We start from the raw sequence: 23642 nt of genomic DNA, 5'->3' as shown, positions 1-23642 counted from the left end.
AATCCATCAAGCCGCCATCAGCTCAGGCCGACGAAAGCCGCAGTGACGCCCACAGCCCCGCGCTGCTAGCATATAGCCATAGGCTTAGGCCCTCTTTTACGGATTCCAGCATGACGTTACGCCAGCCCCGAGCCACCCAAGTCTCACTGCTGTTACTGCTGGTCATGCTGTTGATCGGCGGATTTGTCAGCACCTCGCTGGTCAGTTACTACACCTCGCGCGCCTCGTTACGCAGCAGCATCATCGACACGGCGCTGCCGCTTACCTCGGACAATGTCTATTCGGAGATCCAAAAAGACTTGGTCCGCCCGGTGCTGATCTCCTCGATGATGGCCCGCGATACCTTTGTGCTGGACTGGCTGGCCGCCGGCGAACAAGACCCGGCGCAAATGACCCGCTACCTGCAAGAGATCATGAACAATTACGGCGCGGTTACCGCCTTCTTCGTCTCGGAAAAAAGTCGCACCTACTACCAAGCCAAGGGCGTACTGAAACAGATCGATGAAAATCTGCCGCGCGACTCCTGGTACGCGCAAACCCGCAACATGACCGAGCCGTACAAGATCAATGTCGATATCGACATGGCCAACGCCGACCGCATGACCTTCTTTATCAACTACAAAGTCTTTGATTACGCCCATAACTTTGTTGGTGTTACGGGCGTGGGCCTGGCCGTAGACGCCGTCGTGAAACTGATCGACGACTACCAACAACGCTATCAACGCAGTATTTATTTCGTCGACAGCAACGGCCGCCTGACCTTGACCGGCGCCAAAGGCGGTCCGCTTGGCAGCACCGTGGGGCAGTCACTGCGCGACGTGCCCGGCATGCACGACCTGCTGGCACAGCTGCCAAAACCCCAGGACGGCAATTTCGAATACCAACTGCAAGGCAGCGGCCACTACCTTAATGTGCGTTTTATTCCCGAACTGAACGCCTATTTATTTGTCGACGAAAACGAGAGCGACGCCCTCAGCAGCATCCGTACAACCCTCTACTTGAACCTGCTGATCAGCTTGATGATCAGCGCCATAGTGCTGACCCTGGTCAGCATCGCCATGCGCCGCTATCAACAGCGGATCGTCGCGCTGGCCACCACCGACGTGCTGACCGAACTGCCCAATCGACGCGGTTTCGACCTGCTCGCCAGCCAGGCCCTGCAAGAGGCCAAGCGCAATAACAGCCCGCTGAATGCGCTGCTGATCGACATCGATCACTTCAAAAATCTTAACGATACCTACGGTCACCTAGCCGGCGATGCAGTGCTGCGCAGCTTTGCCCGCCACCTCAGGGCCAGCATGCGCCAGAGCGACATCATCTGCCGCTGGGGCGGTGAAGAGTTCATCGTCTTGCTCAAGGACACCGACAACGCCACCGCCCAGCTGCTGGCGGAAAAAATCCGCGCGCAAACCGAACTCAATCGCCACCCTTTTGCCGGGGTCAACTTGCACGCCAACATCAGCCTCGGGCTGACCGAACTGCGCCAAGAGGATTCCCTCGACAGTCTGATTGGTCGCGCCGACCGCGCGCTGTATCGGGCCAAGGAGTCAGGGCGCAATCGCTTGTGCGTGGATGCCGGCCAGCCGCTATGACCGATAGCGCCCAACAGTGCCCCGCCTGCGGACAGTCGAATTGCTGCGCCCTGACCGACCCGCAAACCGCCGACCAGCCCTGCTGGTGTTTCAGCCTGACGATTGACCCCGCAGTAATCGACGCCCTGCCCGCCGCCCAACGCGGGGTTGCCTGCCTGTGCCCACGCTGCGCAGAAAACCTTGCGCCGGCAACCCTGGCCCCGACGAGCTAGCCGTGCGCCTTGATCGCTTTTTGTGCAACCTGCCCAGCCTCAATCGCCCACAGGTACAACGCCTGCTGGCCGCCGGTGAGGTGCGCGTCGACGCCCAGGTGATTCGCGATGGCCAGCACCCGGTGCGCGAGTTCAACCGCATCGAAGCAGCCGAACAGTTGCTGCAAGCCGGCAAGCCGGCGCGCTACTTTATGCTGCACAAGCCGCCGGGCTACGTCAGCGCCACCCAGCACCCGGAACACCCAACCGTGCTCGACCTGCTGGATGAGCCTGACAAAGATGATCTGCACCTGGCCGGACGCCTGGACCTCAACACCAGCGGCCTGCTGCTGATCAGCAACGATGGCCTCTGGTCGCGCCGCGTGACGCAGCCAACCAGCCTGCTGGCCAAGGTCTACTGGATTGAGACTGAGCAACCCATCGGCCCCGAATACGCCCAAGCCTTCGCCCACGGGCTGTACTTTCAGTACGAAGACCTGACCACCTTGCCGGCCGAGCTTGAGCTGATCGGCAGTCACAGCGCGCGGCTGTCACTGCATGAAGGCCGTTATCACCAGGTCAAGCGCATGTTTGGTCACTTCCACAACAAGGTTATCCGCCTGCACCGCGAACGCATTGCCGGCCTGCCCCTCGACCCACAACTGGCGCCCGGCCAATACCGCGCCTTAACCTTGGCTGAAATTGCACTGTTTTGACTAACCCGCCAAAAACCCGCCACAAGCCCCGGCAGCCTTGACTTTCGAATAGTCACCAAGGTAGTTAACTGAGCCATTTGCAGCAGTGCGCTCGAATGTTTGTAAGCCTAAGGCTTCAATTAGCCAAGCAACTAGGGTATAAAGCTGGCGCCTGAGCGGGTGTCGTATAATGGTATTACTCCAGCTTCCCAAGCTGATTACGCGGGTTCGATTCCCGCCACCCGCTCCATTTGTACAAAGCTCTGCCTTGGTGGAGTTCAAACGCGGTGATAGCAACAACTGGTCTTGACGACTTGGCGCTGTCACCCGCAGCCAGCAACAACTACGGAATACCACGTGACGAAAGACGAACTGAGCGCAGAGTTAGCGCGTCAGGCGCAACGTTACAAGGATGTATACGGCGGGGAAGTTATTACCTACGCCGCTCAACCGGATCCCGAGCGTAAGCCTTGGCGAAAGAAGGCCAGCCTTCTTGATCAAGCATTTCAGCAAGAACTGCATAAAATCGAAAAAGCCCGTCAGTCGACCTAAGCGACTGACCGCTTAAGCGTGCCACTAAACTCGAACGGACAAATCCCCCAGCAACCTAATCCAAGCCAAGATTTGGCTGATTAGACGAACCGACCAGCAGGTGCTGTATAGGCCTTGGGTCTTTCTCTGGCATAATCGCCGCCTCAATTTTGGCATGGTCATAAAACCTTCATGTTAGATCTATTCAGTGGGCTTGATGCCTGGGTTGTAGTTAGCTTGCTACTGGCCTTGGTTTTCGTCCTGACTTTTGAGTTCATCAACGGTTTCCATGACACTGCTAACGCAGTGGCTACGGTCATCTACACCAAAGCCATGCCACCGTACTTAGCGGTGATCTTCTCTGGCATTTTCAACTTCCTTGGCGTGCTGCTGGGTGGCATCGGCGTGGCCTACGCCATCGTGCACCTGCTGCCGGTTGAGTTGCTGATCAACGTCAACAGCGCCCATGGCTTGATCATGGTGTTCTCGCTGCTCGGCGCCGCCATTGCCTGGAACCTGGGCACTTGGTACTTCGGTATTCCGGCCTCCAGCTCCCACACCCTGATTGGCTCCATCCTTGGGGTTGGCCTGGCCAATGCCCTGCTCAGCGATATTCCGCTGGCGGATGGGGTTAACTGGCAGAAAGCCATTGATATCGGCATCTCCCTGGTGGCCTCACCGTTTGCCGGCTTTGTGATTGCCGCCTTGATCCTGCTGGCACTGCGCCGCTGGCGGCCACTGTCGAAGATGCACAAATCGCCGACCGAGCGTTTGGCCATCGACAGCAAAAAGCACCCGCCGTTTTGGAATCGCCTGATACTGATCCTCTCCGCCATGGGCATGAGCTTCGTACACGGTTCCAACGATGGGCAGAAAGGCATCGGCCTGATCATGCTGGTGCTGATCGGCATAGTGCCGGCGCAGTTTGTACTCGATCTCAATAGCAGCACCTATCAGATCGAGCGTACCCGTGACGCCACCCTGCACCTCAGCCAGTTTTACCAACGCAACGCGGCAACCCTCAGCGACTATTTGGCCCTGGGTAAAGTTAACGGTACCGAGATGCCGAAAAAGTTTCGTTGCGAACCGCAGCTGACCGAAGCCAACATCGCCAGCGTACTGAGCAACCTCAAGGGCGTGGAAAGCTATCAAAGCCTGAGCGCCGAAACCCGCATTGAGCTGCGCCGCAATCTGCTTTGCCTCGACGATACGGCGAAAAAAGTCGGCAAGCTGAAAAGCCTCGTAGCCCGCGAAAAATCCGACTTGGACAAGCTGCGCAAAGACCTGACAGCCACCACCGAGTACGCCCCGTTCTGGGTGATTCTGGCAGTCGCGCTGGCCTTGGGCCTGGGCACCATGATTGGCTGGAAGCGCGTCGTGCGCACCGTCGGCGAGCGGATTGGCAAGCAAGGCATGACTTACGCCCAAGGGATGAGCGCGCAGATCACCGCCACCCTGGCGATTGGCATGGCCAACCTCTACAGCCTGCCGGTGTCGACCACCCACGTACTCTCCTCTGGTGTGGCCGGCACCATGGTGGCGAACAAGAGTGGCCTGCAAGGCGGTACCGTGCGGACCATTCTGATTGCCTGGGTGCTGACCCTGCCCGCCACAGTGCTGCTGTCGGCCGGCTTGTTCTGGCTAGCCTCAAGCTTTATTAGCTAAGGCTTGACTGACTAAAAAACAGCACCTTGGCAGGCTGCGTGAAAACGCATTCCTGCGATCCGTTAAAGCAAACGCCCCGACTGGTTCGGGGCGTTTGCTTTAACGGATCGCAGGACCATAAGAGGGGCACCCAGCCTGCTTGGGCTGAGTCTTGCTGAAAACTATCTCGCGCACGTCCAAACGAGCCACACAGGCCTCGATCACGCGCAGCCAATGATCGCCGGCAACCAAGTCGCCCAGCGATATGGGAAACAAACTGTCCCGATCAGCGCCTCACCCTGGATGTAATGCATAAACAAAAATGCCCATATCTAACGATATGGGCATTTTTTACATCTTCAGCTCAGACCGCCAAGTTTTCACCCAGCCTGAGCGGGCAGTCTTTTGTGCTTCGCGGATTCGCGAGGAAGAGCGAATGGCAATCTGGGACGCCGATACATTGGCATGCCAACAACACGCCCCTCCAGCGCAAGGCGCCGAGTGAAGCCCCACGCGCCCACCGCAGCGCAAAGACCGTCATTACTTGTTGGTCATCGCCAGGATTTTGGCCTTGTCCACCGGACAGCCCAGTGCCTCGAACTTCGCCTTCTCACGGAAATTTATGACATAGGGCAGATACTCGCCCATGCTTTCGTTTTCCGCTTGTGGCTTTTGCACGGCAAACCAACTGCGCTTGAAGTTCGGGTTCACGCCGGTATGCCGGTTGATGATCGAGCCGTAGTCGGGAGAACCACCGGGAACCCCGTCACCGTTACCGTACTCCATCCACGCCACGCCACAGGCCTCAGTGGCATTGCTCGGGCGGTCCGGTGCGCGGCTGATGACCGCAAAGAAATTGCCTTGCGGGTCTAGGGTGGGCAATACCGCCTCATCAAACAAGCAATCCACCGGTGCGCCAGCCACGGGAGACTGCACGGTGCACAGCGACCAATAACGCATGTCCGCATGCTGATCCAGGGGCGCTGGGTCGCCATTCCAGGTATGTGGCGTGCTGGGCATCTTGCCGGCCACCACATAAACCTTGCCATAGGCCTGACTGAGGACCTTGTAACCATAGCGGGTCGACTTATTGCTCCAGAATCCGCCTTTTTCAACGGCCAGACTATCCAGTGCCAGCTTTGGCCAATAGCTTCTGAGGGTCATGTAGGTTCTGTTGTAGAAGCGTTCCAGCCCCTCCACTGCAAAATCGTGGGCGGAGGTGTGATCCGCTGGGCTGCCGGGCATGTTGTTGATCGCCAACCAACCGGCCTTAGGCAAGGTAATGGGCACCTGCTTACCGCGCAGGGGGGCGGCAGTGGCCGCACAGGCATCCTCGCCGGTCAATACAGTGCCATCGGCCAGGTGCAACTCGACCTCGGGAACCGCGACTGAACCCAGGTAGGTGATGCTGCGATCAGGGACATAGTTGCGCATGTGCATGCCGATGGCCGTACCTGGAGCGGCAAGGGTATAGACAGTATTGGCCGGACGCTTGGCCGGCGGCTCGCCGCTTTCAATGCTGAAACTGTAGCGGCGCGCCGAAACATCGCGGGGCACGCCGGCACGGAATGGGTTGAACGAACCCGCATCCGGTTCTATGTCGATATCATCCAGCGCATCCCGCGGGATGCCGTCATCGGTGTAGGTGGTGAAGCTCCAGTGCCGCATACGGGGAAACTCGCCCTTCACCACTATCTTGGCCCCCGCTGGAATCCTGAACCAGGCCGTGACAAAGGTATTCATGGTGTCCGGCATCTGGTTTTCAATGCCGTAGTCATCCGGATCCGTCGTGTAGAAACCCGGGCGCAGCTTAGGGCCTGGCCAGAAACAGGACTTGAGTTTGCTATTGGCAAACACACTGTCCTGGCGGTGAATGTCCATGGCGCGTTCCGGCGGCATGGGCGGCAGAATGAAATCATTACCCTGGCTGCCAACCACATAACCATCGGCACGCGGCGTCGGGCCGCCACGGGGAGTAGGCTGTGGCGCCGGCACGCCGGGCGCAAGCTCGGGTTTGACCCAGGTATAAGAACCATAGGCCGGGCGACTGACGCCCTCGTCGTCTTTGCCCAGACTATTGACCCAGGTGACGAGCGCCACGCTCAGTAAGAGCCCCGCGGCGATCAGCCATAGCAGAAAACGCAGTGTTGCTTTCATTTATCCACTTTCCTCGAGAATGTTGCGCTGTAGAATCTGCACCAACCTGTTTAATTGTTGATATCTCGTCAGACCAAACCAGGTACGCATAAGACCTGCCAGCCGGCGCGCTGGCGTGGACGTCAGTATCCAAGTCAAACCGCGTTGAGTCTGTTCTAAACCTAACAATTTGCTGCCGAGGTGAGCGCTTGCATAAGACGGTACTGGCTGCTCTTGCACGATCGGTGTTTGCCGGATTAGGCCCTGAGCTCCTGCAGCAGCTAAGCAAAATGGGAAACCTGCGCACGCTCGACCAGGGCCAGTCATTTCAGCGCCGCGGCGATCCGGTCGCCGGGGTGAGCGTCGTCGTTTCTGGCGCCCTATGGGTGAGTACCAGCAACCACGAAGGCAAGCGCCATTTGCTGTTTTCGGCTGAAGCAGGGCAAATTTTGAATTTGCTCCCGGTGCTCGACGGTGGCGGCGCCATTCACGACTTTGATGCCAGCGAACACGCGCTAATTCTGTTATTGCCGAAGGCTGCGTTTCTTGCACTGCTGCAGGCCGACCCCAACGTCCGCCAAGCCATGGATCGAGTGGTCTACGCCCGCGCCAGGGCTTTGTATGACGAGTTTGCCGACGCCATGCTGATCCCCTTGCGCCAGCGTTGTGCACGCACTCTCGTCTACATGATGGAAAGCGCCTGCGACTCGGAGCAAGCGGCGAAAAACACCGGCATCCGCGCCTCGCAAGCCGATTTGGCCGAGGCACTTGGGTATTCGAGGCCCATCGTCAACCGTGAGCTGAGCAAACTCAAACAAGAAAACGTCATCGAGATTGGTTACCAGCGCATCTTTATCCAGCAACCTGCCAGGCTGCGTGAGATTGCCGGAGAGCGTTCTTAGTTGTAAACGGCCATTTGCACAGACAGCAATCCGCTGCACGCCCCACAGGCTGATCTTTTGCCATCCACGACCAACCCGCGCCCGCCACCCAAGGGCAAGAAAGCAAATAAAAACCCTTTATTCGACACCTCGCCCTACCCAGGCGACGCCCAAGCCTTTAGACTGTACGCATAAACAGTATTTTACAAAATCAATAACCCTAATGGCATGTGAGGTGGTGAATGGCCGTCGAAGTGGTATACCGCAGCAGCCGCGATTTGGAGCGCTTATTCATGGATAAAGCTGAAGCTGATCGTCATGACAAAATGCTCGAACTGGCCGAACTGCTCACTGAAGTCCTGCAAAAGGCCGTGTCTTCGCTGAGCGAACAGCAAGGTGAAGAAATCGGCATTTATATGGCCAAGAACCGCGATGTATTCGCCAAGGCATTCAAGAACCAGCCCGAAGCCTTGAGCGAGCTGTTTGCCCCGACCGCCTCAGCCGAGGCTTAACCACGCGGCGCACAGCTAGAACGAAAAAGCCCCTGACGCTCAGTGCCTCAGGGGCTTTTTATTGCCGAGTTAGTACTCAATCCTCGGCCTCGGGCAACTCCAGGGCCGTCACCAGCACCTGCATAAAGCGCGCAGCTTCGCCGCCGGTGACCACCCGGTGATCGAAGGTCAGCGACAGCGGCAACATCGGGTGAATTACCACCTGGCCTTGCCAGGCCACGGCCTCGTCGCGAATGCCACCGGAACCGATGATCGCTACCTGCGGCGGCACCACTATGGGGTTGGCGTAACGGCCGAACAAGGTGCCGAAGTTGGACAAGGTAATGGTCGCCCCAAGCATCTCTTGTGGCGGGATAGCGCGGGCCTTGGCGGCGGCGCGCAAACGCTGCATGCCGGCTTTCAAGTCCGTCTTTGAACGTGCCGCCACATCCCGCAGCACCGGCACGAACAGGCCATCAGGGGTATCCACGGCGATGCCTAAATCCAGCTGCGGGCAGAGTTTTAGCGCCAGGGTTTTGCCATCGAACCAGGCATTCAACAAAGGCTCAGCTTTACAGGCCACGGCAATCGCCTGACCGAGGCGGATCAGCGGGTCGCGGGCCTTGCCCCAGCGGTGCAGATCGGCATCGCCGTACAGCGTGACAGGCACCACCTCGGCATGCGACCTGGCCATATTGATCGCCATGCTGCGGCGCACGCCGCGCAGTTTTTCCCCGCCAAATTTGTCCAGCGCCGCTTGCGCGGCCGCCTCCACATCCGCCCGCGTTACCGCGCCGCCGGCACCTGAGCCCTGCAGACCGCTGAGTTCGAGCCCCAGTTGCTTGGCCAGCTGACGCACTGCAGGTGCCGCACGGGGGCCAAGATGGGCCTGGGTTGAGGGCGCGGCACCGACGCAAAAGCGGTCTTCTTCGCTGCCGCTGCCGGCGTCGAGGCGCCCGACCACGGTGCCACTTTCCTCGCCCTCATAGCCCAGCAAGGGTTCGCCGACATGCAAGAGGCTGCCGGCGGCGCAACACAGTTCGACCACCACGCCATCGTAAGGCGCGGGAATATCGACAATCGCCTTGGCGGTTTCCACCGACACCAGCAACTGGTCGGCCTTGACCGTATCGCCGGCCTGCACATGCCATTCGACTACCTCGGCTTCCTGCAGGCCTTCGCCTAAATCCGGCAATTTGAAGTACTTCATGCCATGCCCTCGCTAGCTGTAATTCAGGCTGCTGTGACAGGCGGCCAGAATGTCCGCCACCGCAGGAATATAAAGTTGTTCCAGACGGTACAGCGGTGGCGGGATATCCGGCGCCGTGACCCGCAAAATCGGCGCCTGCAGGTCGACCCAGAGCCGCTCATAGAGGCTGGCGGCGATTTCCGCCCCCACCCCGCAGGAGCGCGGCGCCTCGTGGATAATCACCGCCCGCCCGGTTTTGCGCACCGAAGCTTCCAGGGTGTCGAGGTCCAGCGGCTTGATGCAGGCGACGTCGATCACCTCCACCGAGACGCCCTGCAACGTCAACTCACTCGCCGCTTGCAGGGTTTCATGGACGCTGGCGCCCCAGCTGATCAGGGTGATGTCGTGGCCTTCGCGCAGGGTGAAACAGCTGTCCAGGGGCAGGCGCTGGCCGTCGTCCAGCAGCACTTGCGGGTTCATCCGGTACAGGCGCGTCGGCTCCAGAAAGATCACCGGATCGGGGTCGTCAATCGCCGCCAGCAACAAGCCGTAAGCCCGTGCCGGCGAGGAGGGAATCACCACCCGCAATCCAGGAATATGGGCAAACAGGGCCTCGGTGCTTTCACTGTGATGCTCAGGCGCACGAATGCCGGCGCCCATCGGGCTGCGCACCACCAGCGGACAACTGAGGCGGCCACGGGTGCGATTACGCAGGCGACTGGCATGGGAGACCAACTGCTCCATGGCGGCATAGATAAAACCGAGAAACTGGATCTCCATCACCGGTTTCAGTCCTTGCGCCGCCATGCCAATCGCAACGCCGGCGATCATCGTTTCCGCCAGCGGCGTGTCGAGCACCCGTTTGAAACCAAAGCGCTCACGCAAGCCTTGGCTGGCGCGAAACACCCCACCATTGACGCCCACATCCTCGCCCAAGAGCAGCACATTGGGGTCTTCAAACATGGCCCGGTGCAGGGCCAGGTTCACCGCTTCGAGCAGGGTGAGTTTGACCGGCACTGCCGATTTTTCACTCATGGCGAGCACCTCCCGGCACTGCCGTGGCGCCCGGATCGGCCTGCACACGGCGCGCCGCGCGCTCCAGCAACAGCTCACGCTGATCGTTCAAGGCTGCCGGCCACTGGGCATAGACATACTCCAGCGCCGCCAAGGCCGGCTGAGGTTCCAACGCCTCGTAGGCGGCCACCGCCTGTTGCACCTGTGCCTGGCTGTCGGCAATCAGTGCCTGCTCGCGGTGTTCATCCCATTGACCTTGGGCGGCCAAGTAGGCTTGCAGGCGTTTGATCGGCTCCTCTTGCCAGGCCTGTTTGACCTCTTCCGCGGGGCGATAGCGGGTCGCATCATCGGCGGTGGTGTGATCGCCCAGACGATAACTCAGACACTCCAGCAACACCGGGCCCTTGCCGTGGCGGGCCCGTTCGAGGGCCACTTGCAAGCGCTCGTAAACCGCCAGCACATCGTTGCCGTCCACCTGTTCACCAGGGAAACCAGCACCTATGGCCTTTTGCGCCAAGGTCGGCGCGCCGCACTGCAAGCGCCGCGGTACCGAGATGGCCCATTGGTTGTTGTTAATCACAAACACCATCGGCAGCTGCCAGGTACCCGCCAGGTTCAGTGCCTCGAGGAAATCACCTTTGCTGGTGGCGCCGTCGCCACAGGTGGTGACCACCACGCGCTGCTGGCCACGAATCTTGAACGCACTGGCCACCCCACAGGCGTGCAGCGCCTGAGTGGCGATCGGCACGCAGATAGGAAAATCCTCTGCCACTGCCGGGTTGCGGTAAGCACTGCCGCGCTCATCGCCGCCCCAATACAGCAGGATTTCCTCCATCAACACGCCACGCATCAGTTGCACGGCGGTGTCGCGGTAATAGGGCACCAGCACATCGGTGGGCCGCATCAGGCTGCCGATGGCCACGCCTATGGCCTCCTGGCCGAGATTGGGCGCATAGGTGCCGATCCGCCCGGTGCGCTGCAAGGCCACCACTTTCAAATCAAACAAGCGGGTCAGTTGCATCTGCCGATAGAGTTTGATCAACAGTTGATGATCCGCCGCCCACGCCGGCAGCGGCGCAATCGGCAAGCCGCTGGGGTCAAGGTAGCGGGTATAACGAAGTTCTGGTTGGCTCAACATCGTTGCGTTCCTCAATAACGGTCGGCATGGATGGAACAACAGCGGCATTCGCCCAGACTGGCGTGCGCCCGACAGAGTGCTGGGCGGTACGCCTAACGGGGATACAACAAACGCTCGGCGAGCTGGTCGGCAACCCGCGCCGGCGAGCGATTCTCGGCCTGGGCATGGGCGTAGATATCGGTCAGGCGCGTGCTAATTTGGGTCAGATGGTTGGTGATCTCCGCCAAACTGGCGCCCTGGTGTTTGAGCGCGACGTAAATCAGCCCACCGGAATTGATCACATAGTCGGGCGCATACAGAATCCCACGCGCCTCCAGCTGCTCAGCAACCTCGGGGTTGGCCAGTTGATTGTTGGCCGCCCCGGCCACCACTGCGCAATGCAGTTGCGCCACTGTCTGCGGGTTAAGCACGCCACCCAATCCGCAGGGCACAAAAATATCGCAAGGGCTACTAGCCAGGTCTTCGGTAGTGCGTGGCTGCGCACCTAACTGCTCAACCGCCAGCTGCAGCCGACCTGGGTCCAGATCACTGACCAACAACTCGGCACCGGCCGCCGCCAGTTGTTCGGCCAAGGCAAAACCGACGTGACCCAAACCCTGCACGGCAATTCGCAAGCCGTGTAAATCGTCAGTACCTAAGCGCGCCAGGGCGCTGGCGCGAATCCCGGCAAACACCCCCATGGCGGTATGCGGCGAGGGATCACCGGCCGTGGTAGTACTGGTGACGTGCTGGGTTTGCTGGGCGATGCAATCCATGTCGGCGGCCGAGGTGCCGCTGTCGACGGCAGTGATATAGCGCCCCTTGAGAGTCTCGATAAAACGCCCAAACGCCTCAAACAACGCGGCGCGACTGGGCACATGGGCCGGGCGGATCAGCACCGCCTTGCCACCGCCAAACGGTAAACCGGCCAGGGCAGCTTTGTAGCTCATGCCTTTGGCCAACAGCGCCGCATCGGCCGCCGCGCTTTGGCTGTCGGGATACACCAAGTAGCGGCAACCGCCCAGCGCCGGACCTAAGCGAGTGTTATGAATGGCGATGATGGCCTGCAGGCCGGTGTGTGGATCTTGCGCCAGGTGCAGCGCCTCAAGCCCGGCAGCTTGCATGATGGCAAACATACAAACGCACTCCCCTTGGTAGTTACAGGGAGTATAGGCAGGCAGGCGACTGACTGCGCAGTAACTGGCCCAAGGGGCGCCGAGCAAAGTATCGTCCACCGGCAAAGCAACCCGCACCGCCGAGCATGAATTGAAGCGCCTGCGCGTCTCAGGCATGCTCAATCCCTTTGCCGACCAGCCGCCCATGTCCGAGCAACCCACCGATTGCGATCCACTCACCGCCGCCACCCGCGCCGTGGTGTTGCGCTACCACCTGAGCTGGAAAGCCCGCGATCTCGACGCGGTGATGGCGCTCTATCACCCGCAGATCGAGTACCACGACCTGTTCCAGAACTGCTGCTTTCACTACCCACAGCTGCGCGACTATGTGCGCGACTCGCTCTGCGGGGCAGCCCCCGAGCATCAGGAGAGGATTCGCGTCGACGGCGATACGGCGTTTTTTCAGTACCGTCTGAACCTGCAGGGCGGCGACGGCTCGAGCTGTTTTCGCAGTAGCGAAGCCATCACCGTGCGCGACGGACTGATCTGGCGCATCCGCGAATATGCGGTGCTGGTCAATCCACACAGCACAACGCCAACCCCTGCCAGCAACCGGCCGGCGGTCAGCCACCTGGGGTTGTCCGCGCGTCAACTGGGGGTGCTGGCCGACGACCTGCAGCAGTATTTCCAGCGTGCCCAACCCTACCTGGAGCCGAGCCTCGACCTGCAGCAGGTGGCCGCTGCTACTGGCTACAGCCGCAATCAGCTGTCGTACTTGCTCAATCAGGTGCTCGGGCAAAGCTTCTACCGCTATGTCAATCAGGCCCGTTTGGAGCATCTGCTGGCGGCGCTGGCCAACAGCCAGGGAACCCCGCGCATCGACGAACTGGCCTTCGCCGCCGGCTTCAACTCGCTGTCGGCGTTTTACAAATGCTTTCGACAGCACACCGGCCTGACTCCCAAAGCCTACTTACTGCAACTTTCCTTGCGGACCCGCACGCACGACACGCCTTAAACCCAGCCGCTAGTCTACGCACTCAACAGGCTCAGACTGGAACTGGCGTATGACCAATTGGCGCACTATCAGCTTGTGGATGGACCAGCTCGACGAGCCGTTACAGCCGCGCCCCACCCTGCCCGCCAGCCTGCACGCCGACGTGGCGATCATCGGCGCCGGCTACAGCGGTCTGTGGACCGCCTATTACCTCAAACGTCAGGCGCCGCATCTGCGGATCGTCATCCTCGAGGCGCAAATCGCCGGCTTCGGCGCCAGCGGCCGCAATGGCGGCTGGCTGATGGGCGCCATGCTCGGCGAGGACCGCCTGCTCGCCGGACTGAGCGCCGAACAGCGACATGCCAGCTCGCAGTTGCTGCATGGCATCCCGGATGAAGTGGCCAGCGTGCTGCAACGCGAAGCCATCGACTGCGATTTTCGTAAAGGCGGCGTGCTCTATTGTGCGGCCCGCTACCCCGAACAAGAACGCGCTCAGCGTGCACACCTGCACAGCCTGTATGCCGCCGGCCATAGCGAGGCCGACTACCGCTGGTTAAACCCGGGCGAACTCAGCGCCCAGCTGCGCATCGCCCAGGCGTTTGGCGCGATCTATTCACCGCACTGCGCCACCATTCAACCGGCTCGCTTGGTCCGAGGCCTGGCGCGCTGCGTCGAACAACTGGGAGTTGAGCTGTACGAGCAGAGCCCGGTGCTCGACTGGCAACCGGGGCTACTGCGCTGCGCCCAGGGCGAAGTACGCGCCGACTGGATAGTGCCGGCCGTCGAAGGCTACGCCGGCAGCCTGCCAGCGCTCGGCCGTTATCAGCTGCCGGTGCAAAGCCTGTTGGTGGCCACCGAACCTTTGCCGGCCGAAACCTGGGCGCAGATCGGTTTGCAACACGGTCAGGCGTTTAGCGAAAGCAGCCGGCAGGTCACCTATGGTCAACGCACCCGGGATGATCGCCTGGTGTTCGGCGCCCGTGGCGGCTATCGCTTCGGCGGCCAGTTGCGCACCGATTTCAACCTCAACCAGGGCGAAGTCGAGCTGCGTCGCTACCTGTTTGGCGAACTTTTCCCGCAGCTCAAAGAGGCACGCATCAGCCACACCTGGGGCGGCAACCTCGGCATGCACCGGCGCTTTCATCCGCACATGCTCTGCGATAGACGCAGCGGTGTCGCCTTGACTGGCGGCTACGGCGGCGAAGGGGTGGGCGCCAGCAATCTGGGCGGGCGCACCCTGGCCGATTTGATTCTTGGCCAAGACAGCGAGCTGACCCGCCAGCCCTGGGTCATGCACGACCAGTCACCCAGCAGCCTGGCCGCCTGGCCACCCGAACCCTGCCGCTGGCTGGGCTACAACGCGATCATCCGCAGCTTCGTGCATGAAGACCAGGTGTTGGCCAACCCCCACAGCCCGCCTTGGCGGCGCCACCTGGCCATCCGCATGGCGAGTTTTATGGAAGGTTTTATGCGCTGAGCACAGGCCGTGTGAAAACGTAGCGAGCGAAGGTTAGGCAAGGCAAAAACAGGCGAAAAAGCGCAGTTTACGAGTTGTAAATGAGCATTTTGAGCCTGTTTTTAACGCCGCATAACCGAGCGCAGTAGTTTTCACACAGCCTGGAGTAGCGTCGCGTGACCGCTGTTCACCCCCAATAAAAACAGGCCCGACTATGACCATCAATCACTTCAAAAACACCCTCGGCACTCCGTTGCCGGACTCAGCACCGGTGGCCGTGCCCCTCGGCGAGCCGATTGCGCAGACCTGCAGCTACAACATTGAGCGCGACGACGGTGTCGAGACCGGCATCTGGGAATGCACCCCAGGGCGTTGGCGCCGGCAAGTAACCCAGCAGGAGTTCTGCCATTTCGTCCTGGGCCGCTGCACCTTCACCCCGGACGGCGGCGAAACCCTGCAGATCGAAGCCGGCGATGCGCTGATGCTGCCGGCCAACACCACGGGCATCTGGGACATCGAAACCACAGTGCGCAAAACCTATGTGCTGATTTTCTAAGCCAATCCCCCAAAAACAATAGGGAAGGCGCGCCGATCTGGTTCGACATGCCGGCCGACGCGCCCAACCGCCGCCAGACCGGGCGGCGGCTGGCTACTCGGCAAACCGGCCCTGACGCCCCGCGCCGTCGATAAAGCGCCGAGCGCCGGCAACACTTTCACCACTCTCCAGCACCTTGAGCCCGCCGGCAAACTCGGCCGCCAGGGCTGTGTTCAGCGGCAAGTTCCACTGCCCATACACGCTGGCCCGATCAGCCAACAAACAGGCTTGGGGAAACCCCGCCAATTCAGCAGCCCACTGCTCGGCCACTGCCCGCGCCGCGCCGCTGGCCACCACCCGGTTAGCCAGACCGATCTGCAAGGCTTCCGGGGCCAACACCGGGCGCCCACTGAGGATTAAATCCAGAGCCCGACCCTGACCGATAATGCGCGGCAAACGCACAGTGCCACCGTCGATCAACGGCACCCCGAAGCGCCGGCAGAACACCCCGAGGGTGGCGTCCTCGGCCATTACCCGCAGATCCGCCAGCAACGCCAGTTCCAGCCCGCCAGCCACGGCGAAGCCTTCGATGGCGGCAATCAACGGTTTGCTCAGGAGCATACGGCTGGGGCCCATGGGCCCGTCGCCCTCAGGTTCGAGTCGATTGCGCCGCGCGCCGCCCTCAGCCACGGCGACAAGATCGGCGCCAGCGCAAAAATTACCGCCCGCGCCGACCAGCACCGCGACGCGGGCCTGATCATCTTGTTCAAAGGCACGTAAAGCCGCCGCCAAGGCTTCGGCGGTCGGCCGATCAACGGCATTGCGCACCTCGGGCCGCTGGATAATAAGGGTGGTTACCGCGCCGTTTTTTTCGACTCGCACACTCATGGGTCACCCTCGTGAAAATGAAAAGGCCAGCATCAAAATGCTGGCCTTAACCATAGCGGGCGGGACGACGGGGCGTTAGCGGACTGGCCGATCCGCCCCAGTGGCTGACTCGATCAACCGGCAAATTTTTGCAAGTTGGCCATCATCTCTTTCATCGCCTCGAGGTTGTCGCGGGGATGGGCGGCGCCGGTAAAGTCGCAAATCTGCTGCCACTGGGCGGCCACATCTTCCGGGCTGAAACCCTGGCGCGGATCAAAGCCGGCGCCCAGGCTGCGCTCCCAGCGCACCTTGCCGATCCAGCCGCCGCCGACTTCAAACAGGCCCGCCGTTTCTGCGCACTCTTCACTGCCCAAATAAACCACCAACGGGCTGATCAGCTCAGGCTTGAGTTGCTCAAACACCTGGGGCGGAATCAAGCCTTCGGTCATCCGCGTGCCGCCCGTGGGGGCGATGGCATTGACCAGAATGTTGTTTTTACGCCCTTCCAGCGCCAGGGTGCGAGTCAGGCCATAGAGACCCAGCTTGGCCATGCCGTAGTTGCTCTGGCCAAAGTTGCCGTAGATGCCCGAGGTGGAGGCGGTGAAGATCACCCGGCCAAAGTTTTGCTCGCGCAGGTGTGGCCAGGCGGCGTGGGTAACTTTGTAGGCGCCTTCGACATGAACCTTGTAGACCAGGTCCCAGTCGGCGTCTTCCATCTTGTGGAAGCTCTTGTCGCGCAAAATGCCGGCGTTATTGACCAGCACATCGACGCGGCCAAAGCTGTCCAGGGCGTTCTGCACGATCTTGCCGCCATCGGTGACCGAGTCGTGGTTGGCCACTGCCGTGCCGCCAGCGGCGCGAATTTCGGCCACCACCAAGTCGGCAGCCGAGGCATTGGCGCCTTCGCCGTGGCTGCTGCCGCCCAGGTCGTTTACCACCACCCGCGCGCCATGCTTGGCGAACAGCAACGCATGGGCGCGACCCAGGCCGCCACCGGCGCCGGTGACAATCACAACTTTGTCGTCAAAACGTATGGCGTTGCTCATTTATTCGGCTCCCGGCGCGTATTGGTGATGGTTTGAGTGTCAGCCAGACCGGCAGCCGCGACAACCACAGTCGCGCCGCTGAATGCCGTGCAATAACAGCGCGCGATGGGCGCCTAGCCGACCGGAGTAATCAGGCTCAGGTGGTTATACAGATGCAGCACATGGGCCTGCGCATACTCGGCGTGCGTCAGGGCGCCATAGGCGAAGTGCGGCTGCAACTTGCCGGTGTGCGCGGCGAAACGCACCAACGCGGCCTGCAAGCGCTGCAGCGCTAAGGTCGGATCGCTCGGGGCATCGAGCGCCGGGGCGCCGGGAATTGGCTGCGTCAAGGGATGACGCATGGCGCCGCGGCTAGCAAATACGCTGAAGGCCGCCAGCCCCAGTGAATGGCGAAACCAGGCCGCTTTAAGTTCGGGATAACCATCAATGGAATAGTCGACACTCTGGGCACAGTGGTTAAACACCTGCGCCGGGCTCCAGCCCTGCAGGCTGACCAGTTGCTTGGCCACCAGCCGATCAAGTGATTGCAGCGCTCCCTCTATGCTCAAGGCCGCCGGCCTGGCACCGGCTGGCAAGCTCCAGTAACCAGCGCCTAAGGCCGCCACACCGGTGAGAGTGGCGAGTTGAAGGAAATGACGACGCTGCATACTTAGCCTCCTATTATTGTTGTCGTAGAAACAGTGCTAGGGATCTTCTGCTTGCCGAAATTGCAGATAGTGCTGCAACACCTCAGCCGGTGCTTCTGTCTGCGGGTAGTGGCCGATAGTGTTCAACAAAACGTAGTCGGCGTTCGGTAGCAGTTCACGATAGCGCACCAGCATATGCACGCCAGAAATCGGGTCAACAGCACCAACGATCAGTCGTAAGGGCAGCTCGCCGCGCTGCATCGCCGCCAGCCAACGGTCACGCTGCACGCGCCGCTCGGGTATATAGCGGATCAATAAATGCAGCACCGTCGGGCCATTATTGCTGGCAATCAACGACCAAAAGTCATCCAGCTCGGCGGCGCTGGCTTGAGTGTCGGAGCCCAAGATTCGACTAAAGTTGCGCGCCAGTTTTTGCCGGTTAAACAGCTTGCCCAGCAGCGGTCCCAGCGGGCTCAACAGCAACCGCTGCGCCAGCAACGGTCGGTGCGTTTCGGGAAACAACCCGCCATTGAGAAATACACAGCTTGCAAGCGCTATGCGGCCCTCGTAATGGCGTGCCAGCAACTCCTGGGCGACGCTGTCGCCATAATCATGGGCCAGCAGATGCACGGGCTCGGCGATGCCCAGATGGGCCAGCAAGGCCTGCTGCAAATCGGCCTGTTCCAGCAGGCTGTAGGCATGCTGGCGCGGTTTGGCTGAATCGCCAAAGCCGAGCATGTCGCAGGCGATCAGCTGATAACGCTCGCTCAGCGGTTGCCACAGGTAATGCCAGTCCCAGGCGGCAGTCGGAAAACCATGAATCAGCAACAATGGCTTGCCCTGCCCGGCCGTCCAATAGCGAATCGTAAAGCCCTTGAAGCTGAATTCCTGGCTCTGCCCGCGCCACTGCGCCAGGGCAATCCCGGCCAGGGCCATTAGTTGTCGTAACCGGGATTCTGCTGATCCAGCTTGCGCAGCAGTGCCGGCCACGGCAGTGCGCCGCCCATGCCGGTTGGGCTGCGCATCACGCCGCTGATCATCGCCCGCGCGCCGTCGAGAATCACCTGTGGGATATGCAGCAACTCACCACCACCGCTCTGCGCCATGACCTGGATTTCGCAGGTGCGCTGGAAGATAAACATCATCAAAAACGCATCGGCGATGCTGCCGGCGCAGGTCATCAGGCCGTGGTTACGCAGCAGCATGAAATTGGTATTGCCCAGATCGGCCTGCAGACGAGCTTTCTCTTCATGATTGAGGGCCACGCCTTCGTAGTCGTGGTGCGACAGGCTGGCCAGGACAAACAGCGACTGCTGCGACAACGGCAAGATCCCGGCTTTTTGCGCGGCCACCGCCACACCGGCGGCGGTGTGGGTGTGCAACACGCAGTTCACGTCATGCCGCACTTCATGCACGGCGCTGTGGATGGTGTAGCCGGCCGGGTTGATCTCGAACGGGCTGTCCATCTGCTTGCTGCCGTTCAGATCGACCTTAACCAGGCTGGAGGCGGTGATTTCATGAAACATCAGCCCATAGGGGTTGATCAGAAAGTCTTCGCTGCCCGGCACCTTGGCCGATATATGGGTGAAGATCAGGTCATCCCAGCCATGCAGGGCAATCAGCCGGTAACAGGCGGCCAGATCGACCCGCGCTTGCCACTCGGCGGCGCTGACTTGGGTTTTGACACTGGTAATGGCGGTAGGAGCATTCATCAGGATCACCTCGCTTTATTGTTAGGCGCTGCCCACGCGCAGGGCGCGGCAGCAAGTGCCTAGCAGTCTAGCGAGAGATTCAAACCACGACAGTCGCCTTGGCAGCCAGCGGAGTGACCCAGCGAGTCACAGCAGCTCAGGAGAGCCGCCCTCGGGATGGGCTTGCAATTTCAGCTGCTCGATTAGCTGCGCGACGCGCGGTTGCATCAGGCTTTTAGTGCGCTGATGAAGTCGGCCAACCAGGGCTCGGCATCCAGCTCGGGGCTGGCGGTTTCACTGGCATCCAGGCGCAACATCGGCAGCACCTCACGAATACCTAACTCGGCATACAGCTCGCGCACCAGCTCACCGCCGCCGCAAAAGGTCTCGCCATAACTGGAATCGCCCAGGGCCAACACCGCGCCCGGCAAACCATGCCAGGCCGGTAGATGGTCGCGAATGGCAAAGTACAGCGGCTGCAAGTTGTCCGGCAACTCGCCCATGCCGGTGGTCGAGGTCACCACCAAGAAGGCTTGCGGGGCAAAGGCCTGGACATCGGCCAGTTGCGCGCGCGGCTTATGCCAGGCGTTTAAACCGGCGGCCTTGAGCAGTTTTTCGGCGTGATGGGCAACTTCTTCGGCGGTACCATAAACAGAGCCGGACAGTATGGCGATTTTCATTACAACTCCAGAAACATACAGATATCAGCAATATTATGCCGCAAGTACAGACTCGCCCTGGATGTTTTAGACTGCGCCCTACCTGCACGCCCTGGAGCCACAGATGATTAGCGCCAAATTACTGCAACTGGTGATCAATGCCTGCAATGACGGCATCGTGGTGGCCGAGCAAGAGGGCGACGACAACATCCTGATCTATGCCAACCCCGCATTCGAGCGCCTCACCGGCTATAGCGCCGATGACATCCTCTATCAGGATTGCCGCTTCCTGCAGGCCGACGATCGGCAACAGGCGGGGCTCGACGTCATCCGCGCCGCCGTTAAAGAAAAACGTCCCTGCCGACAAATAATCCGCAATTACCGCAAAGATGGCAGCGCGTTCTGGAATGAACTGTCGATCACCCCGGTATTTAACCAAGCCGACCAACTGACGTATTTCATTGGCATACAAAAGGATGTCAGTGCTCAAGTGGCCGCCGAGCAGCGCGTTAGCGAGCTGCAAGAGCAAGTGCAACAACTGCGTGCCGAGTTAGCCGCACTTAAAATCTGAACTTAACACCAACCTAAAGGTCTGCAACTTGCTTGTTCTTTATTAACCGACCTTTCGCCAGAATTCTGCCATGTCGAAAAAATCCCTACTCAGCCACGATGAACTGGCCTATATCCAGCAGATTCTCGGCACCAGCTTGAGCAATGGTTCACTGCCAACCCCAAGCTTTCGGGTTGATGGCGGTGCGACAGCTAACGCGCTGCTGGCGGGACTTGGCAAGCATTCCGAGCTAAAGCTTGAGGCCAATTTCGGCGATCAGCGTCTGAGCTTTCCACTGCAATTGGTGGAGGACGAGTTTCATGCGTTGCACTTAGAACTCGGCGCTCCCGGAATCTTCCAGCAAGGCGCAGTACAGCGCTCTTGGCGCCTCGTTTTAGAGCGCCCGGTAACGCTATTGAACGAAAACGGGCAAGAAAGCAGTCTGCGCGTCTACGAAATTTCCCCCAGCGGCGTATTGCTCGATAACTGCCAACAACACTCACTACCGGAAAACTTCAACCTCTGGTTGCCATTACCGGGACAAGAGCCCATCAGACTCTGCGGTTGCCGTGTACGCCGCGTCTCCAAGCAACTGACCGCCTTTCGCCTGGACTTACTGCCGGGCAGTCATGGCGAGCGCCTGCGGCACTTCATCTTCCAGCAGCACCGCCTGGCCCACCCGCAACTGCAACCACGCCAAGCCTAAATTGAACGCAGCCAGCAACCGTTCTAAACGGGCTGCAGGTTGCGCCAACATAAACTGAGCTTAGGTATCCAGATGGCCACGCAGCAGTTGCTGTATGCGCCGTTGCAAGCCGTTTGTCGCATTACCCAGGCACGCAATAGCCGACCCCGAAAGCTGCTCGGCTGCCAGTTCTGCAACCTCGCCGGCAAGCGCCAGCGGGCAATCCAGGGTGAGCGCTAAACGCCCCAACTGGCGAACCAAGCCGGAGGCCGGCGGACGATTGGAAAACAGCACCAGCAGTTGCGGCTGCAACTTCTCACAGACCAGAGTCAACTCCGCCAGCGGCTGGCCTTGCGCCAACACGCTGAGGACAATATCCGTGCCGCCCAGCAGCAACCCGCAGACCAGCAACTCCAGCTCGTGACATTGCCCCGGCAGCGCCGCCAACACCACCCGCATATCGCCGACGCCACGGGCCAGCTGCAGGCGCTGCAAAGCACGGGCGCGCAAAAAATTGTCGAAAAACAGCCATTCACTGGTGCGGCCAAATTCGTCCTGGCGCTGCATTAACTGCTGCCACAACGGCATCAGCACATCCTGAAACACCACGACCAGCGGATAGCTGGAGAAGATCTGCCCATACAACTGTTCCAGGCGCGCCTCATCAAAACTACTCAGCGCGCGTCGTAGTTGCTGCTGCCACTCACCCCACTCGCCACTGGCTACGTCGTGACAAACCGGCGCCACACTGGTTTGCGCCAGCTCATTACGCTGCAGAATCTTACCGACCTTGCTGACCGCAACCCCACGCTCAAGCCAAGTCAGAATGCTCTGAATCGCCTCGATATTGGCCTGGGAGTAGAGCCGGTGGCCGCTCTCGGTGCGGGTTGGCTGAATCAGACCATAGCGCCGCTCCCAGGCACGCAGGGTTACCGGATTAACCCCGGTTAGCCGCGACACCTCGCGAATCGGAAACAGCTCTGCTTGCTTAAGCGCCGCCGAAGCCAGGGTTAACGCAGCAAGCTCGGTCATGGTAATTACTCAATTAGGTTGCCGGCATTGTACAACAGTGAATCGCCGGCTTATCCCGTACACGTTTTGTATATAGGCCGAGCAAATCCACTGACCGCAGTCACACATGGTTTTAGCAGAATAAATATCGGTATAACGTTATGCCCCGCATAATGCGCCAGTTTGTCACCGCAGCTTTATGAGGTAATCATGGGTCAGTCATCCGCCCCCATTTTGATCACCGGCGCCAGCCAACGCGTCGGTTTGCATTGCGCGCTGCGCCTGCTGGATGACGGCTATCCGGTGATCGTCAGCTACCGCTCGGAGCGTGAAGGTTTAGCCTTACTGCGCCAGCGTGGTGCGCTGACCTTGCCGGCCGACTTTGCCAGCGAAGCCGGCATTCTTGATTTCATCGAACGCCTGCACAGCCACACCGACTGCCTGCGCGCCATAGTCCACAACGCCTCCGACTGGCTGGCCGAAACCCCAGGCGATGAGGCGGCGGTTTTTCAGCAGCTGTTTAGCGTGCATATGCTCGCGCCCTACCTGATCAACCTGCATTGCCAGGCGCTGTTGCAGCGCTCAAGCCCGGCCGACATAGTCCATATCAGTGATGACGTGACCCGCACCGGCAGTGCCAAACACACGGCCTACAGCGCCAGCAAAGCCGGTCTCGACAACCTGACCCGGTCATTTGCCGCGCGTTTTGCCCCGCAGATCAAGGTCAACGGCATAGCCCCGGCGCTGCTGCTGTTTCACCCAGACGACCCAGCGGACTACCGCAGCAACGCCTTAAACAAGTCGGCGCTGGGCATCGAGCCCGGCCCCGAGGTGCTCTATCAAAGCCTGCGTTACCTGCTCGACAGCCCTTACGTAACCGGCACTACCTTGACGGTCAATGGCGGCCGCCACCTTAAATAAATGGC

25 protein-coding genes and 1 tRNA gene are annotated in these 23642 nt (G+C 60.3%); 14 read left to right on the top strand and 12 right to left on the bottom strand.

Features of this window, described 5'->3' with window-relative positions:
• Positions 1-110: 110 nt before the first annotated feature.
• The 6 genes from Q8R10_RS08870 (at position 111) to Q8R10_RS08845 (ending at position 4674) form a co-directional block, all read left to right on the top strand.
• Positions 111-1592: a sensor domain-containing diguanylate cyclase gene (locus tag Q8R10_RS08870; protein WP_305652945.1), complete on the top strand. Its 1482-nt coding sequence runs from the start codon at positions 111-113 to the stop codon at positions 1590-1592.
• Positions 1589-1804, top strand: a complete 216-nt coding sequence (locus Q8R10_RS08865) for a cysteine-rich CWC family protein (RefSeq protein WP_305652944.1) — start codon at positions 1589-1591, stop codon at positions 1802-1804. Before Q8R10_RS08870 ends, Q8R10_RS08865 begins: the two co-directional genes overlap by 4 nt.
• A 2-nt stretch (positions 1805-1806) precedes the next feature.
• A complete protein-coding gene (locus Q8R10_RS08860) occupies positions 1807-2499 on the top strand; it encodes a pseudouridine synthase (RefSeq protein WP_305652942.1) in 693 nt (230 codons plus the stop codon).
• 155 nt (positions 2500-2654) lie between these two features.
• Positions 2655-2728 (top strand) — tRNA-Gly (locus tag Q8R10_RS08855).
• 107 nt (positions 2729-2835) lie between these two features.
• Complete coding sequence (locus tag Q8R10_RS08850; protein ID WP_305652940.1) at positions 2836-3030, top strand: hypothetical protein; 195 nt, start codon at positions 2836-2838, stop codon at positions 3028-3030.
• 171 nt (positions 3031-3201) lie between these two features.
• Positions 3202-4674 (top strand): inorganic phosphate transporter, encoded by a 1473-nt coding sequence (locus tag Q8R10_RS08845; RefSeq protein ID WP_305652938.1) that lies wholly within the window; start codon positions 3202-3204, stop codon positions 4672-4674.
• A 519-nt stretch (positions 4675-5193) separates the two neighbouring features.
• Here the strand turns inward: Q8R10_RS08845 and Q8R10_RS08840 are convergent.
• The gene (locus Q8R10_RS08840) at positions 5194-6810 is read right to left on the bottom strand and encodes a hypothetical protein (RefSeq protein WP_305652936.1); all 1617 of its coding nucleotides are present in this window, start codon (positions 6808-6810) and stop codon (positions 5194-5196) included.
• Positions 6811-7079: 269 nt separating this feature from the next.
• Between Q8R10_RS08840 and Q8R10_RS08835 the strand changes: the two genes are divergently transcribed.
• Both Q8R10_RS08835 and Q8R10_RS08830 read left to right on the top strand, forming a co-directional pair.
• Positions 7080-7691, top strand: coding sequence for a Crp/Fnr family transcriptional regulator (locus Q8R10_RS08835; protein WP_305652934.1), 612 nt, complete (start codon positions 7080-7082; stop codon positions 7689-7691).
• A 221-nt stretch (positions 7692-7912) separates the two neighbouring features.
• Entirely contained in the window at positions 7913-8182 is a 270-nt protein-coding gene (locus tag Q8R10_RS08830; protein WP_305652932.1) for a YebG family protein, read from the top strand.
• Positions 8183-8258: 76 nt separating this feature from the next.
• On the opposite strand, the gene Q8R10_RS08825 is transcribed toward Q8R10_RS08830, so the two are convergent.
• The 4 genes from Q8R10_RS08825 to Q8R10_RS08810 form a co-directional block, all read right to left on the bottom strand.
• Positions 8259-9371, bottom strand: coding sequence for a dihydrolipoamide acetyltransferase family protein (locus tag Q8R10_RS08825; protein ID WP_305652930.1), 1113 nt, complete (start codon positions 9369-9371; stop codon positions 8259-8261).
• 12 nt (positions 9372-9383) lie between these two features.
• Complete coding sequence (locus Q8R10_RS08820; RefSeq protein ID WP_305652928.1) at positions 9384-10385, bottom strand: alpha-ketoacid dehydrogenase subunit beta; 1002 nt, start codon at positions 10383-10385, stop codon at positions 9384-9386.
• The gene (gene pdhA, locus Q8R10_RS08815) at positions 10378-11502 is read right to left on the bottom strand and encodes a pyruvate dehydrogenase (acetyl-transferring) E1 component subunit alpha (protein WP_305652926.1); all 1125 of its coding nucleotides are present in this window, start codon (positions 11500-11502) and stop codon (positions 10378-10380) included. Before pdhA ends, Q8R10_RS08820 begins: the two co-directional genes overlap by 8 nt.
• A 92-nt stretch (positions 11503-11594) precedes the next feature.
• Positions 11595-12617, bottom strand: a complete 1023-nt coding sequence (locus Q8R10_RS08810) for a Glu/Leu/Phe/Val dehydrogenase dimerization domain-containing protein (RefSeq protein ID WP_305652924.1) — start codon at positions 12615-12617, stop codon at positions 11595-11597.
• A gap of 184 nt (positions 12618-12801) precedes the next feature.
• Here Q8R10_RS08810 and Q8R10_RS08805 point away from each other — a divergent pair, with 184 nt between their 5' ends.
• The 3 genes from Q8R10_RS08805 (at position 12802) to Q8R10_RS08795 (ending at position 15602) form a co-directional block, all read left to right on the top strand.
• The gene (locus Q8R10_RS08805) at positions 12802-13611 is read left to right on the top strand and encodes a nuclear transport factor 2 family protein (RefSeq protein ID WP_305652979.1); all 810 of its coding nucleotides are present in this window, start codon (positions 12802-12804) and stop codon (positions 13609-13611) included.
• Positions 13612-13660: 49 nt separating this feature from the next.
• Positions 13661-15067 (top strand): FAD-binding oxidoreductase, encoded by a 1407-nt coding sequence (locus tag Q8R10_RS08800; RefSeq protein ID WP_305652923.1) that lies wholly within the window; start codon positions 13661-13663, stop codon positions 15065-15067.
• A 193-nt stretch (positions 15068-15260) separates the two neighbouring features.
• Entirely contained in the window at positions 15261-15602 is a 342-nt protein-coding gene (locus Q8R10_RS08795) for a cupin domain-containing protein (protein WP_305652921.1), read from the top strand.
• 93 nt (positions 15603-15695) lie between these two features.
• On the opposite strand, the gene Q8R10_RS08790 is transcribed toward Q8R10_RS08795, so the two are convergent.
• The 6 genes from Q8R10_RS08790 to Q8R10_RS08765 form a co-directional block, all read right to left on the bottom strand.
• Positions 15696-16469 carry a crotonase/enoyl-CoA hydratase family protein gene (locus tag Q8R10_RS08790; protein ID WP_305652919.1) on the bottom strand — a complete coding sequence of 258 codons (774 nt, stop codon included), beginning with the start codon at positions 16467-16469 and terminating at the stop codon, positions 15696-15698.
• A gap of 113 nt (positions 16470-16582) precedes the next feature.
• The gene (locus tag Q8R10_RS08785) at positions 16583-17494 is read right to left on the bottom strand and encodes an SDR family oxidoreductase (RefSeq protein ID WP_305652918.1); all 912 of its coding nucleotides are present in this window, start codon (positions 17492-17494) and stop codon (positions 16583-16585) included.
• A 113-nt stretch (positions 17495-17607) separates the two neighbouring features.
• The gene (locus Q8R10_RS08780; RefSeq protein ID WP_305652916.1) at positions 17608-18141 is read right to left on the bottom strand and encodes a DUF1569 domain-containing protein; all 534 of its coding nucleotides are present in this window, start codon (positions 18139-18141) and stop codon (positions 17608-17610) included.
• A gap of 36 nt (positions 18142-18177) precedes the next feature.
• Positions 18178-19056 (bottom strand): alpha/beta fold hydrolase, encoded by an 879-nt coding sequence (locus tag Q8R10_RS08775; protein ID WP_305652915.1) that lies wholly within the window; start codon positions 19054-19056, stop codon positions 18178-18180.
• Entirely contained in the window at positions 19056-19832 is a 777-nt protein-coding gene (locus Q8R10_RS08770; RefSeq protein ID WP_305652913.1) for a class II aldolase/adducin family protein, read from the bottom strand. Before Q8R10_RS08770 ends, Q8R10_RS08775 begins: the two co-directional genes overlap by 1 nt.
• Before the next feature lie 206 nt (positions 19833-20038).
• Positions 20039-20491: a flavodoxin gene (locus tag Q8R10_RS08765; protein WP_305652912.1), complete on the bottom strand. Its 453-nt coding sequence runs from the start codon at positions 20489-20491 to the stop codon at positions 20039-20041.
• A 103-nt stretch (positions 20492-20594) separates the two neighbouring features.
• Here Q8R10_RS08765 and Q8R10_RS08760 point away from each other — a divergent pair, with 103 nt between their 5' ends.
• Together Q8R10_RS08760 and Q8R10_RS08755 are read left to right on the top strand one after the other, a co-directional pair.
• Positions 20595-21041: a PAS domain-containing protein gene (locus tag Q8R10_RS08760; protein WP_305652910.1), complete on the top strand. Its 447-nt coding sequence runs from the start codon at positions 20595-20597 to the stop codon at positions 21039-21041.
• Positions 21042-21111: 70 nt separating this feature from the next.
• Positions 21112-21726, top strand: a complete 615-nt coding sequence (locus Q8R10_RS08755) for a PilZ domain-containing protein (protein WP_305652909.1) — start codon at positions 21112-21114, stop codon at positions 21724-21726.
• Positions 21727-21786: 60 nt separating this feature from the next.
• Here the strand turns inward: Q8R10_RS08755 and Q8R10_RS08750 are convergent, their stop codons facing one another.
• On the bottom strand, positions 21787-22737 hold the full coding sequence (locus Q8R10_RS08750) for a MerR family transcriptional regulator (RefSeq protein ID WP_305652908.1): 951 nt from the start codon (positions 22735-22737) through the stop codon (positions 21787-21789).
• Between the two features lie 189 nt (positions 22738-22926).
• Between Q8R10_RS08750 and folM the strand changes: the two genes are divergently transcribed.
• A complete protein-coding gene (folM, locus tag Q8R10_RS08745) occupies positions 22927-23637 on the top strand; it encodes a dihydromonapterin reductase (protein ID WP_305652907.1) in 711 nt (236 codons plus the stop codon).
• Positions 23638-23642 lie beyond the last annotated feature (5 nt).

Source organism: Pseudomonas sp. (assembly GCF_030698175.1).
GTDB lineage: Bacteria > Pseudomonadota > Gammaproteobacteria > Pseudomonadales > Pseudomonadaceae > Aquipseudomonas.
The sequence above is the reverse complement of the archived record's forward strand: the minus strand, read 5'-3'. Positions and strand labels throughout refer to the sequence as shown.

Excerpts from the sequence above, each read along its gene's own strand:
- Q8R10_RS08870 (WP_305652945.1), top strand. The coding sequence starts at position 111 with ATGACGTTACGCCAGCCCCGAGCCACCCAAGTCTCACTGCTGTTACTG.
- Q8R10_RS08865 (WP_305652944.1), top strand. The coding sequence starts at position 1,589 with ATGACCGATAGCGCCCAACAGTGCCCCGCCTGCGGACAGTCGAATTGC.
- Q8R10_RS08845 (WP_305652938.1), top strand. The coding sequence starts at position 3,202 with ATGTTAGATCTATTCAGTGGGCTTGATGCCTGGGTTGTAGTTAGCTTG.
- Q8R10_RS08840 (WP_305652936.1), bottom strand. The coding sequence starts at position 6,810 with ATGAAAGCAACACTGCGTTTTCTGCTATGGCTGATCGCCGCGGGGCTC.
- Q8R10_RS08835 (WP_305652934.1), top strand. The coding sequence starts at position 7,080 with ATGGGAAACCTGCGCACGCTCGACCAGGGCCAGTCATTTCAGCGCCGC.
- Q8R10_RS08830 (WP_305652932.1), top strand. The coding sequence starts at position 7,913 with ATGGCCGTCGAAGTGGTATACCGCAGCAGCCGCGATTTGGAGCGCTTA.
- Q8R10_RS08825 (WP_305652930.1), bottom strand. The coding sequence starts at position 9,371 with ATGAAGTACTTCAAATTGCCGGATTTAGGCGAAGGCCTGCAGGAAGCC.
- Q8R10_RS08820 (WP_305652928.1), bottom strand. The coding sequence starts at position 10,385 with ATGAGTGAAAAATCGGCAGTGCCGGTCAAACTCACCCTGCTCGAAGCG.
- pdhA (WP_305652926.1), bottom strand. The coding sequence starts at position 11,502 with ATGTTGAGCCAACCAGAACTTCGTTATACCCGCTACCTTGACCCCAGC.
- Q8R10_RS08810 (WP_305652924.1), bottom strand. The coding sequence starts at position 12,617 with ATGTTTGCCATCATGCAAGCTGCCGGGCTTGAGGCGCTGCACCTGGCG.
- Q8R10_RS08805 (WP_305652979.1), top strand. The coding sequence starts at position 12,802 with ATGTCCGAGCAACCCACCGATTGCGATCCACTCACCGCCGCCACCCGC.
- Q8R10_RS08800 (WP_305652923.1), top strand. The coding sequence starts at position 13,661 with ATGACCAATTGGCGCACTATCAGCTTGTGGATGGACCAGCTCGACGAG.
- Q8R10_RS08795 (WP_305652921.1), top strand. The coding sequence starts at position 15,261 with ATGACCATCAATCACTTCAAAAACACCCTCGGCACTCCGTTGCCGGAC.
- Q8R10_RS08790 (WP_305652919.1), bottom strand. The coding sequence starts at position 16,469 with ATGAGTGTGCGAGTCGAAAAAAACGGCGCGGTAACCACCCTTATTATC.
- Q8R10_RS08785 (WP_305652918.1), bottom strand. The coding sequence starts at position 17,494 with ATGAGCAACGCCATACGTTTTGACGACAAAGTTGTGATTGTCACCGGC.
- Q8R10_RS08780 (WP_305652916.1), bottom strand. The coding sequence starts at position 18,141 with ATGCAGCGTCGTCATTTCCTTCAACTCGCCACTCTCACCGGTGTGGCG.
- Q8R10_RS08775 (WP_305652915.1), bottom strand. The coding sequence starts at position 19,056 with ATGGCCCTGGCCGGGATTGCCCTGGCGCAGTGGCGCGGGCAGAGCCAG.
- Q8R10_RS08770 (WP_305652913.1), bottom strand. The coding sequence starts at position 19,832 with ATGAATGCTCCTACCGCCATTACCAGTGTCAAAACCCAAGTCAGCGCC.
- Q8R10_RS08765 (WP_305652912.1), bottom strand. The coding sequence starts at position 20,491 with ATGAAAATCGCCATACTGTCCGGCTCTGTTTATGGTACCGCCGAAGAA.
- Q8R10_RS08760 (WP_305652910.1), top strand. The coding sequence starts at position 20,595 with ATGATTAGCGCCAAATTACTGCAACTGGTGATCAATGCCTGCAATGAC.
- Q8R10_RS08755 (WP_305652909.1), top strand. The coding sequence starts at position 21,112 with ATGTCGAAAAAATCCCTACTCAGCCACGATGAACTGGCCTATATCCAG.
- Q8R10_RS08750 (WP_305652908.1), bottom strand. The coding sequence starts at position 22,737 with ATGACCGAGCTTGCTGCGTTAACCCTGGCTTCGGCGGCGCTTAAGCAA.
- folM (WP_305652907.1), top strand. The coding sequence starts at position 22,927 with ATGGGTCAGTCATCCGCCCCCATTTTGATCACCGGCGCCAGCCAACGC.